At 61.3% G+C, this 15,920-nt stretch carries 16 protein-coding genes; 9 read left to right on the forward strand and 7 right to left on the reverse strand.

Features of this window, described 5'->3' with window-relative positions; genetic code table 11:
• Window positions 1-174: 174 nt before the first annotated feature.
• From BC360_RS21870 to BC360_RS21880, 3 genes are read right to left on the reverse strand one after another with little or no spacing between them, the layout of a single operon-like run.
• Window positions 175-1,293 carry an iron-containing alcohol dehydrogenase gene (locus BC360_RS21870; protein WP_065796910.1) on the reverse strand — a complete coding sequence of 373 codons (1,119 nt, stop codon included), beginning with the start codon at window positions 1,291-1,293 and terminating at the stop codon, window positions 175-177.
• Between the two features lie 7 nt (window positions 1,294-1,300).
• A complete protein-coding gene (gene pdxA / locus BC360_RS21875; protein ID WP_065796911.1) occupies window positions 1,301-2,257 on the reverse strand; it encodes a 4-hydroxythreonine-4-phosphate dehydrogenase PdxA in 957 nt (318 codons plus the stop codon).
• On the reverse strand, window positions 2,254-3,450 hold the full coding sequence (locus BC360_RS21880; RefSeq protein WP_065796912.1) for a sialidase family protein: 1,197 nt from the start codon (window positions 3,448-3,450) through the stop codon (window positions 2,254-2,256). The genes pdxA and BC360_RS21880 overlap by 4 nt, the downstream gene beginning before the upstream one ends.
• Before the next feature lie 237 nt (window positions 3,451-3,687).
• On the opposite strand from BC360_RS21880, the gene BC360_RS21885 reads away from it, so the two are divergent.
• The 6 genes from BC360_RS21885 to BC360_RS21910 all read left to right on the forward strand — a co-directional run bounded on the left by BC360_RS21885 (window position 3,688) and on the right by BC360_RS21910 (window position 10,558).
• Window positions 3,688-4,572 carry a DMT family transporter gene (locus BC360_RS21885; RefSeq protein WP_065796913.1) on the forward strand — a complete coding sequence of 295 codons (885 nt, stop codon included), beginning with the start codon at window positions 3,688-3,690 and terminating at the stop codon, window positions 4,570-4,572.
• A gap of 27 nt (window positions 4,573-4,599) precedes the next feature.
• Window positions 4,600-6,099: an ABC transporter substrate-binding protein gene (locus tag BC360_RS21890; protein ID WP_065796914.1), complete on the forward strand. Its 1,500-nt coding sequence runs from the start codon at window positions 4,600-4,602 to the stop codon at window positions 6,097-6,099.
• A gap of 88 nt (window positions 6,100-6,187) precedes the next feature.
• Window positions 6,188-7,102 (forward strand): ABC transporter permease, encoded by a 915-nt coding sequence (locus tag BC360_RS21895; RefSeq protein ID WP_065796915.1) that lies wholly within the window; start codon window positions 6,188-6,190, stop codon window positions 7,100-7,102.
• An 11-nt stretch (window positions 7,103-7,113) separates the two neighbouring features.
• Window positions 7,114-8,037: an ABC transporter permease gene (locus BC360_RS21900; protein WP_065796916.1), complete on the forward strand. Its 924-nt coding sequence runs from the start codon at window positions 7,114-7,116 to the stop codon at window positions 8,035-8,037.
• Window positions 8,030-9,649, forward strand: coding sequence for a dipeptide ABC transporter ATP-binding protein (locus BC360_RS21905; RefSeq protein ID WP_065796917.1), 1,620 nt, complete (start codon window positions 8,030-8,032; stop codon window positions 9,647-9,649). Before BC360_RS21900 ends, BC360_RS21905 begins: the two co-directional genes overlap by 8 nt.
• A 27-nt stretch (window positions 9,650-9,676) precedes the next feature.
• Complete coding sequence (locus BC360_RS21910) at window positions 9,677-10,558, forward strand: dihydrodipicolinate synthase family protein (protein ID WP_065781779.1); 882 nt, start codon at window positions 9,677-9,679, stop codon at window positions 10,556-10,558.
• A gap of 167 nt (window positions 10,559-10,725) precedes the next feature.
• Here the strand turns inward: BC360_RS21910 and BC360_RS21915 are convergent, their stop codons facing one another.
• Together BC360_RS21915 and BC360_RS21920 are read right to left on the reverse strand one after the other, a co-directional pair.
• Entirely contained in the window at window positions 10,726-11,847 is a 1,122-nt protein-coding gene (locus tag BC360_RS21915) for an HPP family protein (RefSeq protein WP_065796918.1), read from the reverse strand.
• Between the two features lie 61 nt (window positions 11,848-11,908).
• Window positions 11,909-12,793, reverse strand: a complete 885-nt coding sequence (locus BC360_RS21920) for a LysR substrate-binding domain-containing protein (RefSeq protein WP_065796919.1) — start codon at window positions 12,791-12,793, stop codon at window positions 11,909-11,911.
• Between the two features lie 118 nt (window positions 12,794-12,911).
• Between BC360_RS21920 and BC360_RS21925 the strand changes: the two genes are divergently transcribed.
• A complete protein-coding gene (locus BC360_RS21925; RefSeq protein WP_065781869.1) occupies window positions 12,912-13,583 on the forward strand; it encodes a 5-formyltetrahydrofolate cyclo-ligase in 672 nt (223 codons plus the stop codon).
• Window positions 13,584-13,622: 39 nt separating this feature from the next.
• Here the strand turns inward: BC360_RS21925 and BC360_RS21930 are convergent, their stop codons facing one another.
• The gene (locus BC360_RS21930; RefSeq protein WP_065781782.1) at window positions 13,623-13,949 is read right to left on the reverse strand and encodes a hypothetical protein; all 327 of its coding nucleotides are present in this window, start codon (window positions 13,947-13,949) and stop codon (window positions 13,623-13,625) included.
• Window positions 13,950-14,184: 235 nt separating this feature from the next.
• Between BC360_RS21930 and BC360_RS21935 the strand changes: the two genes are divergently transcribed.
• Window positions 14,185-14,580, forward strand: coding sequence for a hypothetical protein (locus BC360_RS21935; protein ID WP_139110150.1), 396 nt, complete (start codon window positions 14,185-14,187; stop codon window positions 14,578-14,580).
• Between the two features lie 40 nt (window positions 14,581-14,620).
• Here the strand turns inward: BC360_RS21935 and BC360_RS31795 are convergent, their stop codons facing one another.
• Window positions 14,621-14,950, reverse strand: a complete 330-nt coding sequence (locus tag BC360_RS31795; protein ID WP_139110151.1) for a DUF6522 family protein — start codon at window positions 14,948-14,950, stop codon at window positions 14,621-14,623.
• Between the two features lie 280 nt (window positions 14,951-15,230).
• Here BC360_RS31795 and BC360_RS21940 point away from each other — a divergent pair, with 280 nt between their 5' ends.
• A complete protein-coding gene (locus tag BC360_RS21940; RefSeq protein WP_244512851.1) occupies window positions 15,231-15,914 on the forward strand; it encodes a pyrroline-5-carboxylate reductase in 684 nt (227 codons plus the stop codon).
• The last annotated feature ends 6 nt before the right edge of the window (window positions 15,915-15,920 follow it).

Raw genomic sequence — 15,920 nt, forward strand, 5'->3', positions numbered from 1 at the left:
GGCACCAGACTGTCGAGCGTCACCATCTCGAGCGCCGTCTGTTCGGGAACGGGTTTCTTCAACATGTCCCAATGAATCATAAACCCCTGGACGGTGCCAGGGGTTTGTCAGCGGTCTGATGCCTCGGCTTTCCGCCGAGGCATTTTTCTTTGAGGGGAAGGCAGGCTGACCCGTCTAAAAGGCTGCGCGATACACAGACAGGACATCCTCGACACTCATATCGATCGGATTGTTGTCCATCAGGCGGCGGTTTGCGTGCGCTTCACTTGCATAGCGAGGCAGATCATCCGCTGTCGCGCCGTGGGCTGCAAGTGACATCTCGATACCGAGGTTGCTGCAAAAGCCGTGTGCAGCGCTCAAAAGCTGAGCTTCGGACAGGGCTTCGCCGAACCCGAGGGCAAGCGCGATCTCATCCGTCTTCTTCGCCGCAACTGCTTGGTTGAAGGCGAGCACGTGCGGAAATATGATGGCGTTGGCGAGCCCGTGCGGCAAACCGAGCCGTGTCCCAAGCGGATAGGCAATGGCGTGTCCGGCTGCCGTGTTGACTGGGCCGAGGCAGATGCCGCCGTAGTAGGACGCAAGCATAAGCCCTTCCCGCGCCTCTGTGTCTGACCCGTCTTCGACCGCGCGCGCCAGATATTTGCCCACAAGATGGAAGCCCATTCGCGCAAACCCGTCGATCATCGGATGCGCCCGCCGATTGGTGAACGCCTCGACGCAATGGGCCATCGCATCGACACCAGTCGCTGCCGTGACCGCCGGCGGCACCGAATAGGTCAATTCCGGGTCGAGGACGGCAAAATCCGCGATCATGTGCGGGCTTTCCACGGCGATCTTGTTGCCCTTTGCGGGGTCGGTAATCAACGAGCGGATACCCGCCTCAGAGCCGGTTCCCGCTGTTGTCGCGACCTGAACCAGGCGCGTATTGCGGCCAGCAACGCGGTTCGGCCCGGCGACGTCCGCAAGCGTCTGATCCGAATCCCAAAGTACGGCAACCAGCTTTGCCACGTCGAGCACCGAACCACCGCCGAGCCCGACGATCAGGTCCGGCTTGCACCGGCGCGCTGTATCGAGCGCCGCCTCCAGCGTCGCGATATCCGGTTCCCCCGGGATTGCGTCGAACACCGTGATGCGGCCGGAAAGCTTCAGCCGATCGGCAAACCCGGCCGTTATCGGCGTTGCTATCACCAAGGTGGACTGCGCGTCTGCCGCCCAGGCGCCGACCTCGCCGATGAGACCGGCTCCGACGGCCAGCCGGCGGGGTTGATGAAGGGTGATTTGAGCGATGGTCATGGCTTGGTCATCCTTGCTTGGCACGGCCGGCGACGAGCTTGCGCGCGTAGGCGATGGCGGAGTTCATGTTGCCGTGGTTGGCGATGCCCTTTCCGGCGATGTCGAAAGCCGTCCCGTGGTCGACGGACGTGCGATCGATCGGCAGATCCACCGAGACGTTCACAGCGGTGTCGAAGGCGACGAGCTTGATGGGGATGTGTCCCTGATCGTGGTACTGGGCGACGATGAGATCGAATGCACCGGAATAGGCGCGATAAAACACGGTGTCGGCCGAAATCGGCCCATGAACGTCGATCCCTTCCGCACGCGCCGCTGCGACCGCGGGCGCGATTTGGTCGTCATCCTCCATGCCGAACAGGCCATTCTCGCCGCAATGCGGATTGATGCCGGCGACCGCGATTTTTGGCGCGGCGTAACCGATGCGCTTCAGATGCGCGTCGCCTGCCCTGATCGTCGCCAGCACCCTGTCGGTCGTCGCCCGCCTGATGGCTTCCTGCAGCGAGACGTGCGTCGATACGTGGATGACCTTCAGCCGGTCGGAGGCGAGCAGCATATAGGCGGCCTTCGACCCGGTCAGGCTGCGCAGCATGCCGGTGTGGCCATCATAGTGATGGCCGGCGAGGTTCAGCGCCTCCTTGTTGATCGGTGCCGTGACGATGCAGCCGACCGCACCGGTTTCGGCGTCCCGCACCGCCTTCTCGATAAAGCGGAAAGCCGCGTCGCCCGCGACCGCGCTCAATTGCCCCCACGGCAGAGGTGCGCCTTCGATCGGCAGATCGACCACGAAAGGCGCAAGATCGATATCAAGGCCGAGTGCGGATCGAGCTGTTTCGAGCGTGGTCAGATTGCCGTAGATCCGCGTCTGGGCACGATCCTCAGGGGACATTTCAGCCAGGGCGCGGACCGAGATCTCGGGACCGACCCCACATGGGTCACCCATGGTTATTCCGATGATGTTGCTCATGAAACACTCCGTCGAGCCGCACTGTCCCAGCCGGGAGCCAGGCGGACATATTTGATCGCGCGCCGATGATAGGTGTAGGCGAGATGCATGGTGCCGTCGGGACCTTCGAGCAGCCACGGGTAGGACATTTCCTGGTTGCGGCCATCGGTCGAATCATTGGACAGGCAGGTACCGGGACCATCTTCGATTGACTGGCGCATCGCAAAGGAACGCCCCCCATCGTCGGAGAGGCAGAGCGCCACGGGTGCGCGCGGCACACCCCAGACCGGAACGCAACCTCCGCTTGGATCCGCATCGGGCCGGCTATCCTCCTCGCCCAGCTCGTCATAGAGCGAGGCGCGTCGATCGGTCGACGAGAGCGCATTGACGGGATTGCAGATCATGGCGATCCGACCGTCGCGAAGACGGGCGGCGGCAAGTGATGAATTATTGTTCGGCACATCAGTGGCGTGAGGCACGGACCAGGACCGCCCGCCATCGCTGCTGTCGCTGCGATAGACGAAGTCGGCCTGCCGACGGCGAAAGAAGGCGGCATATCGGTCCTCTCCGAGCGCCACGGGCGACATGTGCACGCAGCCCGTGGACTGGTCGATATCGTCGAGGTGCCAGCTCTCGCCGCCATCGATCGATACGCCGACGGCTGCCGTATCGTGGCTGCCGTTCCATTTCTGGCCGGGGCGCTGCACGCAGCGGAAGATCGGCAAGAGCCACGCTCCGTCATCGCGAACGACAACGGGTGCGCGGACGAAGCAACCACGCGGCAGATCGAGATAGTGACCTTGTTTGGCGACGAGCTTTTGCGGATCCGCTGGATCGCGCACTACCTCGGCCATGCGGATCCGGCATTCATCCTGATTTCCGGAAGGCTGGGAAGTATGAAAGAGCCAGAGTGCCCCGCCCGGCGTGGAAAACAACACCGGGTTCTGCTCCGAGTGCGAGGGATCATCACTCAGGCGCTGGGGCGGTCCCCAGGTCGTCGCGCCTTCCGTCAGCACCGAAGCGAAGATGGAAATATCCGACTTGCCCTCGAGCGTTCCACCGAACCAGGCGCACACGAGCGTGCCGTCATCGAGCAGGTGCAGAAATGCCGCATGATTCTGAATCATTGGCGAAGGCAGCAAGGCTTCGTCGCGCCCTGGGGATGCGGATCGAAGCACGCCGTTCATGTTGCGAGCGATTTCATCGGGATGCATTTAGGCCCTCCAGTCACGCTCGAAAATCGCCAAATTTTCCAAGTTGTCAAGTTTTTTAATGTTATTTTGTTAGCATCTGCAACATTACATTACATCTTATCTTATTGAAGATAAAGCCTTTTCTAGAAATGAAAGATCGCAAATAAATTTTACATAGCAAAATAATTTGACAAACTTCTTCGAACGTTAGATGGTCACGACAACCCGGCGCGAGGATGCCGGGGACGGAGGACCTTCATGTACAACGCCAGCAGCCGCCACCAGGCTACGACGGCCGTCGTCTTTGCAGCGGGAGCAGCAACGCTCGCAGCGACAGATGCCGTGATCGTGCGGGCGCTGAGCGGTGCGGTACACCCTTTCGTCATCGGATTTTTTCGCGCGTTCTTCGGCGCGCTCATCCTTCTTCCCTGGATCGCGCTGCGCCCATCCGTTCTGCGTACGACGCACCCGATGCGTCAGCACGCGCTCCGCGCCGCTTTCAAGCTCCTTGCGATGATCGCACTGTTTGCCGCCTTCAGTTGGGGACCGCTGGCCGACGTGACCGCCATCGCCTTCACCTCCCCGATCTTTGTCGTGCTTGGCGCAGCATTGACGTTGGGCGAGCGACCAGGCCCGGCGATGATAGCAGCGGTCGCCCTCGGTTTTGCCGGCGCCATGCTGGTGATCGGCCCGTCGGGAACAGGCTTCACGCTGGCGATCTTGCTGGCGCTTGCAGGCGCCATGCTTCAATCAGCGATCCAGCTGATCCTGAAATCCATGTCGAAAGGTGACGCCACGTCGACGCTCGTGGTGTGGAACCTTCTCCTGACCGTGCCGATCGCCCTGCTGCTCGCCATCCCCTTCTTCGCCATTCCTGGCCCAAGGGAAATGGGGCTGCTTGCGCTTCAGGGCGTGGTCGGTACCGCCTGCATGGGACTGATGACCCATGCCTTTTCGTTGGCGCCGGCGACCGTCGTGGCGCCGGTGGACTTCCTGCGCCTGCCGCTTGTGGCCTTCGGCGGATTTGCCCTGTTCGGCGAAACCGCCGCGCTGACCACCATCGGCGGCGGTGCGCTCATATGCTGCGCCGCATTGATGGCCGCGCGTTCCGGAAAAATCGGATCTGACAACACGTCGAACTGAACCAGACTTTCTAGGGAGGAGAATGCAATGAAGAAAACGCTTATCCTGGGTGCGCTTATGTTGGGCTCGGCCATGTCGCCCGTCTTTGCAGCATCAGGGCCGATCAAGATTGTGCTGGCGGAGGAAGCCGATCTGCTCGAGCCCTGCATGGCGACCCGTTCGAATATCGGCCGCGTCATCATGCAGAATGTCAGCGAAACCCTGACCGAACTCGACGTTCGCGGCGGCAAGGGCGTCATGCCGCGCCTTGCCGAGAAGTGGGAGCAGAATGAGGACGGAAGCTGGCGTTTTCATCTTCGCCAAGGGGTGACATTCTCTGATGGCACGACCTTTGACGCCAAGGACGTCAAGCATAGTTTCGACCGCATCATGAGCGACAAGAATGCCTGTGAGTCCCGCCGCTACTTCGGCGGGATGACGGTCACCGCGAACGTCGTCGACGATCATACGATCGATTTCAGCGCCGATCCGGTCCAGCCGATCCTGCCGCTGTTGATGTCGCTGGTCACGATCGTTCCGGAAGAAACGCCGCTCGAGTTCATCCGCGAGCCGATCGGCACCGGCCCCTACAAGCTGACCAACTGGACGCCAGGCCAGCAGATCGTTCTGAGTGGACGCGATGACTATTGGGGCCAGAAGCCGCAGGTCACGGAAGCGACCTATCTGTTCCGTGCAGACCCGTCCGTGCGTGCCGCGATGGTTCAGGCCGGCGAGGCCGACCTCTCGCCCTCCATCTCGCAGCTCGACGCAACAAACCCCAAGACCGACTTCTCCTATCTCGACAGCGAGACCGTCTATCTGCGCATCGACCACAACATCGAGCCGATGAACGACGTGCGCGTCCGCCGTGCCCTCAACATGGCCATCGACCGTCAGGCGTTCCTTGGCACTCTGGTTCCAGACAGCGCGCTACTCGCTACGGCAATCGTGCCGCCGCCGACGCTCGGCTGGAACCCGGACGTCAAGGTTTCCCCGTTTGATCCGGAGGGAGCGAAAAAGCTGCTGGAAGAAGCCAAGGCGGAAGGCGTGAAGGTCGAGACACCGATCACCATCATCGCGCGCTCGGCAAACTTCCCGAACGTGACGGAGATCATGGAAGCCATTCAGGCCCAGTTGCAGGAAGTCGGCTTCAAGATCGATCTCAAGTTCGTCGAGGTGGCAGAGCATGAAGGCTACTATTCCAAGCCGTTCAAGGAGGGTCGCGGCCCGCAGCTCGTCGCCGCCATGCACGACAACTCCAAGGGTGACCCGTCCTTCTCGATGTTCTTCAAATACGCAACCGAGGGCACGCAGTCAGGTTTCTCCGACCTCAAGGTCGACGATCTGATCAAGCGCGCCTCGGCAGCTGTCGGCGAAGAACGCGCCAAGCTCTGGTCGCAGACCATCGCCTATGTGCATGATGAGGTGGTGGCCGACGTGCTGCTCTTCCACATGGTCGGCTTCTCGCGCGTTTCCGAACGCCTGGACTTCAAGCCCACCATGGCGACCAACTCGATGCTTCAGCTTTCGGAGATCGGCATCAAGTGAACCGTTCTGGCGATCGTCAGATCCGCCAGGGACAGACGCAATCAAGGCGGCGGGACGATCTCGCCGCCCTATGCAATGGAGGGGCACAATGATGAGCTTCATTCGTAAACGCGCAGTGGCCAGCCTGATTTCCCTTATCGGGCTGATCGTGATGGTCTTCTTCCTCTCGCGTCTGACGGGAGATCCCGCCGCCCTGTTCCTTCCCGTCGAAGCCTCGGCGGAAATGAAGCAGCAATTTCGCGAGATCCACGGCCTCAACGATCCGCTCATGGTTCAGTTTGCCCGCTATGTCGGTGACGTCGTAACCGGCGATTTCGGCGAGTCCCTGCGCAAGGCACGCCCGGCGCTCGACGTCGTTCTGGAAGCTTTCGTGTGGACGCTCTGGCTTGCCGCCATCACCATGTCCCTGGTGACAGGCGCTGCCATCGTCGTCGGCTCGCTGGCCGCATTCCGCGCCGGCGGCTTTTTCGATCGCCTCTCTTCGGTCATCTCGCTGATCGGTGCGGCCGTACCGGATTTCTGGCTCGCCATTGTCGCGATCGTGGTTTTCTCGGTGAACCTTGCCTGGCTTCCCACATCCGGCACCGGTTCGCTCCTGCACTGGATCCTGCCCATCAGCGTGCTTTTCGTTCGCCCGTTCGGCATCATCGTCCAGGTCGTTCGCGGCTCGATGATCGGCGCGCTTTCTTCGGCTTACGTCAAGACGGCACGCGCCAAGGGCGTCAAATCAGGGCCGATCATCTTCCTCCACGCGTTGCGCAACGCCATGCTTCCCGTCATCACCGTCATCGGCGATCAGGCGGCCAGCCTTTTGAACGGCGCGGTCATCGTCGAAACCATTTTCGGTTTTCCCGGCGTTGGAAAGCTGATGATCGACAGCATCCTGCAGCGTGACTTCAATGTCGTGCTCGCCGCCATTCTCGTCACCGCGCTCGCGATCTTCGTCATGAATCTGCTGATCGACCTCGCCTATGCGCTGCTCGATCCACGCATCCGTCATTGAAGAGTTCTGCCATGACCTTACAGACGACAGATACGACGATCGCCGCCGAACCGGGGTTCGTGGTCCGCATGGCGCGCATGCTTTGGGCGGACAAGTTCGCCCTCTGTGCCGCCATCTTCCTCATCGTCATCCTCGTCCTGGCCATCGTCGGCCCGAGTTGGCTCGGCGATCTTGCGACCAAGCAGAACCTGCGAGGCCGAAATGCTGCCCCGTTCGAGTGGGAACGCGGCTGGGTCTGGTGGATGGGGGCGGATGCCCTCGGGCGTCCGCTGTTTGCCCGCATCATCGTGGCGACGCAAAACACGCTGATGGTCGCGGCCGGCGCCGTGGCGATCTCCGCCGTCGTCGGCACGACCCTCGGCCTGATCGCGGGCTTCTCCTCCGCGCGCGTCAACCAGATCATCATGCGGCTGGCCGACGTCATCATGTCGTTCCCGTCGCTCTTGATCGCGGTGATCGTGCTTTATGTCCTCGGTTCGTCGATCCTGAACCTGATGCTGGTCCTCTCGATCACGCGCATTCCGGTCTACCTGCGCACGACCCGCGCCGAGGTGCTGGAGATCCGCGAGCGCATGTTCGTGCAGGCGGCGCGCGTCATGGGCGCATCGAGCAGGCGCATCCTGTTCCGGCATATCCTGCCGGTGGTTCTGCCGACGCTGACAACGCTCGCCACCCTCGACTTCGCCTATGTCATGCTGGCGGAAAGCGCGCTTTCCTTCCTCGGCATCGGCATTCAGCCGCCCGAGATCACCTGGGGCCTGATGATTTCCCAAGGGAGGCAGTATCTCACCAATGCCTGGTGGCTGTCCTTCTGGCCGGGCCTTGCAATCATCCTGACGACGATGTCGCTGAACCTGCTTTCGAACTGGATGCGCATCGCGCTCGATCCCGTCCAGCGCTGGCGCCTGGAAATGAAAGGCCGCAGAAATGGCTGACCATCTGCTGGAAGTGCGCAACCTCTCGGTTGAATTTCACACGGTCATGGGCGTGGTCAAAGCCGTCCGCAACATCTCCTACCATCTCGATCGCGGCGAGACGCTGGCGATCCTTGGAGAAAGCGGGTCGGGCAAGTCGGTCTCCTCGTCGGCGATCATGAACCTGATCGACATGCCGCCAGGGCATATCAGCTCGGGCGAGATCCTGCTCGACGGCGTCGACCTCCTGAAGATGCCGGCGCAGAAACGACGCGAGGTGAACGGTCGCCGCGTTGCGATGATCTTTCAGGATCCGCTCAGCCATCTGAACCCGGTCTATACGGTCGGCTGGCAGATACGCGAGGCATTGACGACCCATGGCGCCGCGAGCGCCGCGGCACAGTCGGAGGCCCTGCGCCTGCTCACCCGCGTCGGCATTCCCGACCCGGAAAAATCGCTCGACAAATATCCGCACGAATTCTCCGGCGGCCAGCGCCAGCGCGTCATGATCGCCATGGCGCTTGCGCTTCGCCCCGATTTGCTGATCGCCGACGAGCCGACGACGGCGCTCGACGTGACGGTACAGGCCGAAGTGCTGGCGCTTCTCGAAGAGCTGCAGCAGGAAACAGGTATGGCGGTTCTCATCATCACGCATGACCTTGGCGTCGTCGCCGAGATCGCCGACCGCGTCGTCGTGATGGAGAAGGGCGAACTGGTTGAGGCGGGAACGGTCCGCGATGTCTACAAGAACCCGCAGCACCCCTACACGCGCAAGCTGATCGCCGCCGCCCCCGGAAAGGGCAAAATGCACGCGCCAGGCGCGCGTGGCGAGCCGGTTCTGTCGGTCCGCGACGTGCGCAAGCATTACGGCAACTTCGAAGCGCTGAAAGGCATCTCCTTTGACCTCATGCCCGGCCAGACCATGGCCGTCGTCGGCGAGAGCGGCTCGGGCAAATCCACTCTCGCGCGCATTCTGCTCAGGCTCGACGAGCCCGACAGCGGCAGCGCGCTGTGGAAGGGCCGCGATCTTTTTCAGCTGTCGCCGGCGGAACTCTACAAATTGCGGCGCGACCTGCAGATGGTGTTCCAGGATCCCACCCAGTCGCTTAACCCGCGCATGACCGTCTACCAATTGATCTCCGAGGCCTGGGTGATCCATCCGGACATTCTGCCGAAGTCAAAATGGCGGGAACGTGTGGCCGAACTCCTGGTTCAGGTGGGCCTCGGCCCGGAACACATGGGGCGATATCCGCATCAATTTTCCGGGGGCCAGCGCCAACGCATCGCCATTGCCCGGGCGCTGGCGCTCGAGCCGCAGTTGATCATCTGCGACGAGGCGGTTTCGGCGCTTGACGTCTCGGTCCAGGCCCAGGTCATTGCCTTGCTCGACAAGCTTCGCAAGGACATGGGCATCGCCTTCATCTTCATTGCGCACGACCTTCCCGTCGTGCGTGACTTCGCCGACCACGTCATGGTGATGCAGAAGGGCAATGTCGTGGAATTGGGCACGGTGCAGGAGGTATTCGAAACCCCGCGCCAGAACTATACCCGCGCGCTGCTGGCAGCCGGACTTGATCCCGACCCCGATGTTCAGGCGGCCAATCGCACTGCCCGGCTCGAATGCGCCTCTTGAGGCGTCCCCCAATCCCTGGAGACTGAAATGTCCAAGCAAGCCTTTGTCGCGCTCGTCACCTGTTTCAACGACGATGAGACAATCAACTACGAAGCAACGCGCGCCCAAGTCCGCCGACAGGTCGACGCCGGCAACAACATCATGTGCGCGGGCACCAACGGTGACTTCAGTGCCCTCACCTTCGAAGAAAAAGTTCGCCTGACGACGGAGGTGGTTGATGAAGTCGCCGGTCGCGTCAAGGTAATCGTCAATGCGGGCATGCCCGCCACCTTCGAAACGCTGAAGCTCTCACGCGAATTCGACCGCATCGGCGTCGACGGTATCGCCGTGATAACGCCGTTCTTCATCGCCTGCACTCAGGACGGTCTGATCCGTCACTTCTCGACCGTCGCCGATGCCGTCGAAACGCCCGTCTATCTCTACGACATTCCCGCCCGCACGCAGAACCACATCGAGCCGGAGACCGCCCGCACGCTGTCGCGCCACGGTAACATCGCCGGCATCAAGGATTCGGGCGGAGCGAAAGAAACGCTTGAGGCCTATCTCGAAGTGGCCGGAGACGTGAAGGGTTTCGAAGTCTACTCCGGCCCCGACCATCTGGTCCTCTGGGCGCTGCAGAACGGCGCCGCCGGATGCATATCGGGCCTCGGCAATGCCATGCCGAACGTTCTGGCGGGGATTTTGAACGCCTTCAACACCGGCGATATCGCCGAAGCCGAGCGGCAACAGGCGATCTACTCCGCCTTCCGTACGGATCTGTACGCCCTCGGCTTCGCGCCTGCGATGGTCAAGCGCTCGCTCTATCTGCAGGACGCCTCCGTCGGCGCCAGCCGCCAGCCGGCCCTTTTGCCCAACAGGAATCAAGACGCCCAGATCGAGGAAATTCTGCGCCGGTACGAGCTCCTGTGACCGGCGCCACCTTTCGCCATCGCCGTTAAATCCCTCCAACGCCGTCGATGGGCCTGCGACGAAACCATCTGAAGGCAGGCGGCATTTGCACGGTGAGGGGAGTGGCAAGATAGGATGGTCGCCGGGATACCAGCCACGAGGATGTGCCATCGGCCGTGCGTTGTCGATTACGCCGCGTCCTCGTCGGCAACCCTGCTTTCAAAAATCGCTCTTGCGGCCGCAGCTAACAGATCGGTCTGAGAGATTAGCCCCAGGACATGGCTGTTTTCATCGACGATGATGACGGCGTGTATCCTGCCGCTCGTCAAAGCGGGCAGAAGGCTCATGGCCCGGTCCTGCGGGCCGGCTGTTACCGGCACCGCGAGACTGTTGGAAAGCGTCGTGCCGGCTTGTGAGAGCTCTCTCAGCCCAACTGTGCCCACGAGCCGATCATCCCCGTCCTTGACCGGCAGAATGCGAACATTGTGCTTGAGCAGAAGCGAGCGCGCCAAATCACTGTTGTCTTCATCACGCACGCTGATGACGTCGCGCGACATGATATCGCGGCACAGAATATTTGGTGTCGCGCGGATCGCAGCCTGCAATTCCACCTGCCGCAACAGCCGATCGAGGTCGTCGCGACTAATGTCGAAAGTCTCCTCGAGCGCCTCGAGTGCCGCGTCGACGTCAGCACTCGTGAAACCGACACGTCGATCCGACGGTGGGTCAACTGTCTGATGGGCATTCGAAACCGGCGCCGCCACATGAGGGTAGTTGCGTCTGGCGAGCTTGTGAAACAGGACGCCGAGCGCAACCAGCAGGCACGAATTGAGCGCAACGGGCACCAGAGGGAACCAAAGGCCCCAATTTGCAACGACCGGACCTCCAAGCACCGCCGTCAAGGCGGCAGCGCCGCCTGGCGGATGGAGGCAGCGGGCAAATGACATGGCAGCGATTGCAAGCGCAACACCGATACCGGTCGCAACTAGCGGGTCCGGTATAAGCATCGCTGACAGGACGCCGATAAACGCTGAGATCGTATTGCCCCCGATGATTGACCAGGGCTGAGCAAGTGGACTGGCCGGCACAGCGAACAGGAGAACTGCGGACGCACCCATGGGCGCCACGATCAGCGGAAGGCTGGCACCAGCACCGAAAAAGCTGCCGCTAATCATACCGGTCAACAGGATGCCAACCAGTGCCCCGAGGCAGCCGAGCAGACGCTCGCGCAATGTGGCTCCGGCAAGAATTGGCACAAAGAAACGCCGGGGCGGCCTTGCGGGCGGCACGATGTTGGGTGAATCGACCATGGGGTTTTCCGTTACTGGCGGTGCGTTCGAAATCGAGATAGCCGATTGCCGGTTCGAGAAATCAGCGTGCGTACGGGCCGGGATTGGCCAGCATCGCGTGATGCAGGATCTCGACCGCCGGGGAGCGACTGCCCTTGCGGCAGATAAGCAGTGTCTGGACATCGCGCAACGGGTATATCCTGACCGCACCCGGCCAATCCATGAGATCAAATACGGATCTCGGCATCACACCGATCGCGTCGCCCGCTGCGACGCTTGCCAGCATCGCGTGGTAGGACGAGACTTCCGTGGTCGTTATCGACCCGGCTGACCTGGTCCAGGTTTCCGCCACGCGCCGATAGGTGCAGCCGGGCTCAAGCGCTGCCAAGGAAGTGACCCGCACGTCGGCAGCCGTCGTGATCGGCGGGTGGGAAGCGGGCAATACGATGAGCACCTCCTCCCGGTAGATCGGCTCCGCATCAAGATCATCTGATATCTCTGACCGTGCATCGACAATGTCGGCTGGCATCCGTGCGATCAAGGCGCAGTCGATTTCCTCGGCAAGGACAGCGCGGGTCAATTCCTCCGACGAACCCATTGTCAATCGCACGGCGATATCCGGATGGGCCAGATTGAATGCCTGCAGCACCAGTGGCAGACGTGTGGCGGCGGTACTTTCCATGCTGCCTACCCGCAGCATGTTGGGCATCGCCGAAGGCTTGAGCGCGTCGCGCGCTTCCTTGCCTAGCGCGAGCAGACGGCTGGCATAGGACCGAAACGTTCGACCATCGCGCGTCAAGGTCATCTTCTTGCCTTGGCGACTGAAGAGTTCGACGCCCAGTTCCTCCTCAAGGGCACGAACGCGGTTCGTCACATTGGATGGTGCGCGACCCGCCGCAGTGGCTGCCCGCGTCACGCTGGCATGCTCGGCGACCGCCAGAAAGATTTCGAGACTCGTGAAGTCCATTATCAGCCTGCAGGAAGAATGAAACTGCCTTATTGTTCTCGATGTCGGAATGACAATCAAGGCGGCCGCAGGAATTGGATTTCGAAACTTCGCCGGATCAAGAGAAAGGCAGACGATCATGAACGGAAACAATGAGGACGACATTTCGCCGACCTATTCGTCGTCACCATGTCGCATGAACGAGGTGGATCCTACCTATATCGGTCTCGGAGAGGCCGAACCGAACTCGACCTACGAATGGCGCAAACCGTTGCGTCAAGCGCTGATCAATTCGAGACAGACCCCACTTGCTGCGGAACGCGCAGTGTGGTCACAGGCGATCCAGGCGGCGATTGATCCACTCGTGCCTGACGTCGAGGGCAAGGCGATTGCTCTTTATTGGCCGTTTCGTGGCGAACCGGACCTGCGCCCCTGGATGAACGCGCTCGTTGAGCGCGGAGCCCTCTGTCTGTTGCCGGTCGTTGTTGCCAAAGCGCAGCCGTTGAGTTTTCGATCATGGCGACCGGGCGAACCGCTGGAAAGAGGCGTCTGGGGCATCCCGGTGCCGGCCGGCGGACAGCCTGTCGAACCGTCGGTCGTCGTTGCACCTGTGGTGGGTTTCGACAAGGACGGTTTTCGCCTGGGCTACGGCGGCGGCTATTATGACCGCACGCTGGCCGTTCTCAGGCCAAAACCACTTGTGATCGGAGTGGGTTTCGAACGGCAGAAGATCGAGAGCATTCGTCCGCAATGGCACGACATTGCCATGGACGCGATCGTCACCGAAATGCGGACACGGTTGCGAACATGAGGCCAATGCACGGGCCTGCGCCTACTCTCGGGCCGGTGGTCAAACGGTTGAAACCAACAGCCCCCCTAGCTGCAAATAGACGCAAAGGGCGACGGTCGAGATGATGAGCGAGGTCGTCTGCGACATCAGCCGGCCAGCCACAAGCGAAAGTCCCACTCCAAACAACACGGCTGCCACGCCAAGCCACAGACCCTGATAGCTGAACACCAGTCCGAGCGCGGTCAGGCCGACGGACGTCGCGACAGTTGCCCGCACCGCGTTGCCGCGCGCCACCTGGACATGCTCGCTCAATACGGAGCAGACCCCCTTGAGACTGAGCCCCATCGAAATGCTCAGCAACAGCGATAGCAGCAATCCATTCCACATCGTCTCTCCAACCCTTGAGCTCGTGCGCCAGATGGAGAGAAGCAAAAGGCGGGCCATCCGGCGACACCTCGCTTCGGCGCGCTTAAACCTACGCAAAAGGAAACGGTTTGCGGGAAAATCCGGCACGCGGCCGGGCAGATTGCTCGTTCGTTGTGCAGATCAAGCAATCGCAGCGAGGGCTTCAGCAAGATCATCCCTCAGATCCCGCTCGCGCAATTCACCTGAGCGTTCTTTGTTGGAACGCAAGTTCAATACGGCGAGATCGCGACCACCGCCGCTTTTCTCCCGCTCTGGCATGAATGCACTGCAGACAACGGATCGCCGCCGCTGCAAAGACCTGAGCGCGTTGCCGCAGACGCTTTTCGTGCTCGCGCTCGCAAAGGTCGAGGTGTCGCTCGATCAGGAATTCGCAGAGCACCGCTGCCGAAATTGGCTCACCCACTGGTCGCGGCACGAGCCCCGACGGCGCGGTAAAGGGAACATCGGCATCTCGCCAATGGCGAACGCTTCTGGACCCATGCCTTCGAATAAACGCGTGAGCGTCATTGCGGATGACGCAGTGAGCGCGGATCTCGGCATCGACCTTTTGAGCCAGGCGGGCAATCGGGCGCGCTTCAGTCTCGTGGCGTAGGAACCGGGCGCAACGGAAGTCAGGGCGACGTGGGCGGTCGTCAGCGACACGAACCATGGTTACCGTGACGGCGGCGCCAACTGGCCAGACGCTCGCGATCAAACGAGAAAACTTCGTCCATCACCGTTCCGTCGGCAGAAACCGTCGCGGTCCAGAGGCGACCCCCGCATCGCAACGTTAGTCTGAATGTTCCAGAGTGCTCACCTTGACCGATCTCGACCTGGCTTTTGACTTCCCCGCGGCTCAGGCGGTTCTTCAACTCCGTCGGCGGCAGGCGGAGTGCTGACGACATCGTTGCTGCCGGAACGGAAAAATCACCGCCGGCGTCGCGCTCGACACGTAAAACCCGTCTTTTTGTCAGCGTCAGCATTGAACTGCTCTTCCTGAGGATGCGGCTCTCTCGATGAGGCGCAAAGCGCCGATGTTCGCCCTCTTCGAGGTTTCAATCTTCGCGCTACCAGCCAAGCCAAGGCAATAGCAAATGGTCGTAAAAAGGGATCTCAGACCTGTTTCCAACGATGAAGGACTGTTGTGACAAATAAGGGTACGCGGGCATCCATCCTGATCACCATGGTCATCACGGCATGCGAGCTCACAGATCACAACAAAACCGCTTCTGGCCATCAGAAGGTCCTCGCCAGTCGCCGTTCATGCTTTCGTCGCGCAATGCGGAAATTTCCGCAAAACTCGCCGCCGATCTCCCCAACGTTGTTGTCTCAGTCGACAACCAGACGATCATCGATGAGTGCGATACCGTCGTCCTTGCGATCCGGCCGCAGATTGCCGAAGCGGTCATCCGCCCCCTCCGGTTCCGCAACGGCCAGAAGGTAATCAGCGTCATCGCCGCAACCGGCCGACCCGTGCTATCGGACTGGATCGGGGCGGACGTGCACCTGACCCAGGCTATTCCACTGCCTTTTGTGTCCAGGCGGAAAGGTGTCACGGCCGTCTATCCGCCGGATCGCGAAACCGCTGCGATCTTCAATGCGCTCGGCAACGCCGTCGAATGCGATACCAGGGAAGAATACGATCTCCTCGCGGCGGCGAGCGCCTTGATGGGCACCTATTTCGGGATCATGCAGCGCACGACGGAGTGGCTCGCCGATCAAGGGCTGCCGGAAGAAAAAGCCCGCGCCTATCTCGCTCCCCTGTTCGTGGAGCTGTCACAAACGGCGGCCGCGGCGGGCGAGGACGTTGCTTTCATCGAGCTCAGCCGCGAGTTTTCCACCAAGGGTGGATTGAATGAGCAAGCTTTCCGGGACTTCGAGCAAGAAGGCGGATCAGACGCTCTGGCGCGAGCGCTTACCAATGTGCATGCGCGAATTAAGGGTTAGTTTTCG

Source organism: Ensifer sp. LC163, assembly GCF_001695855.1.
In the GTDB taxonomy this organism is placed as follows: domain Bacteria; phylum Pseudomonadota; class Alphaproteobacteria; order Rhizobiales; family Rhizobiaceae; genus Ensifer.

Bases quoted from the DNA above. Each gene is read 5' to 3' on its own strand.
- BC360_RS21870 (WP_065796910.1), bottom strand. From the start codon at position 1,293: ATGACCATCGCTCAAATCACCCTTCATCAACCCCGCCGGCTGGCCGTC.
- pdxA (WP_065796911.1), bottom strand. From the start codon at position 2,257: ATGAGCAACATCATCGGAATAACCATGGGTGACCCATGTGGGGTCGGT.
- BC360_RS21880 (WP_065796912.1), bottom strand. From the start codon at position 3,450: ATGCATCCCGATGAAATCGCTCGCAACATGAACGGCGTGCTTCGATCC.
- BC360_RS21885 (WP_065796913.1), top strand. From the start codon at position 3,688: ATGTACAACGCCAGCAGCCGCCACCAGGCTACGACGGCCGTCGTCTTT.
- BC360_RS21890 (WP_065796914.1), top strand. From the start codon at position 4,600: ATGAAGAAAACGCTTATCCTGGGTGCGCTTATGTTGGGCTCGGCCATG.
- BC360_RS21895 (WP_065796915.1), top strand. From the start codon at position 6,188: ATGATGAGCTTCATTCGTAAACGCGCAGTGGCCAGCCTGATTTCCCTT.
- BC360_RS21900 (WP_065796916.1), top strand. From the start codon at position 7,114: ATGACCTTACAGACGACAGATACGACGATCGCCGCCGAACCGGGGTTC.
- BC360_RS21905 (WP_065796917.1), top strand. From the start codon at position 8,030: ATGGCTGACCATCTGCTGGAAGTGCGCAACCTCTCGGTTGAATTTCAC.
- BC360_RS21910 (WP_065781779.1), top strand. From the start codon at position 9,677: ATGTCCAAGCAAGCCTTTGTCGCGCTCGTCACCTGTTTCAACGACGAT.
- BC360_RS21915 (WP_065796918.1), bottom strand. From the start codon at position 11,847: ATGGTCGATTCACCCAACATCGTGCCGCCCGCAAGGCCGCCCCGGCGT.
- BC360_RS21920 (WP_065796919.1), bottom strand. From the start codon at position 12,793: ATGGACTTCACGAGTCTCGAAATCTTTCTGGCGGTCGCCGAGCATGCC.
- BC360_RS21925 (WP_065781869.1), top strand. From the start codon at position 12,912: ATGAACGGAAACAATGAGGACGACATTTCGCCGACCTATTCGTCGTCA.
- BC360_RS21930 (WP_065781782.1), bottom strand. From the start codon at position 13,949: ATGTGGAATGGATTGCTGCTATCGCTGTTGCTGAGCATTTCGATGGGG.
- BC360_RS31795 (WP_139110151.1), bottom strand. From the start codon at position 14,950: ATGCTGACGCTGACAAAAAGACGGGTTTTACGTGTCGAGCGCGACGCC.
- BC360_RS21940 (WP_244512851.1), top strand. From the start codon at position 15,231: ATGCTTTCGTCGCGCAATGCGGAAATTTCCGCAAAACTCGCCGCCGAT.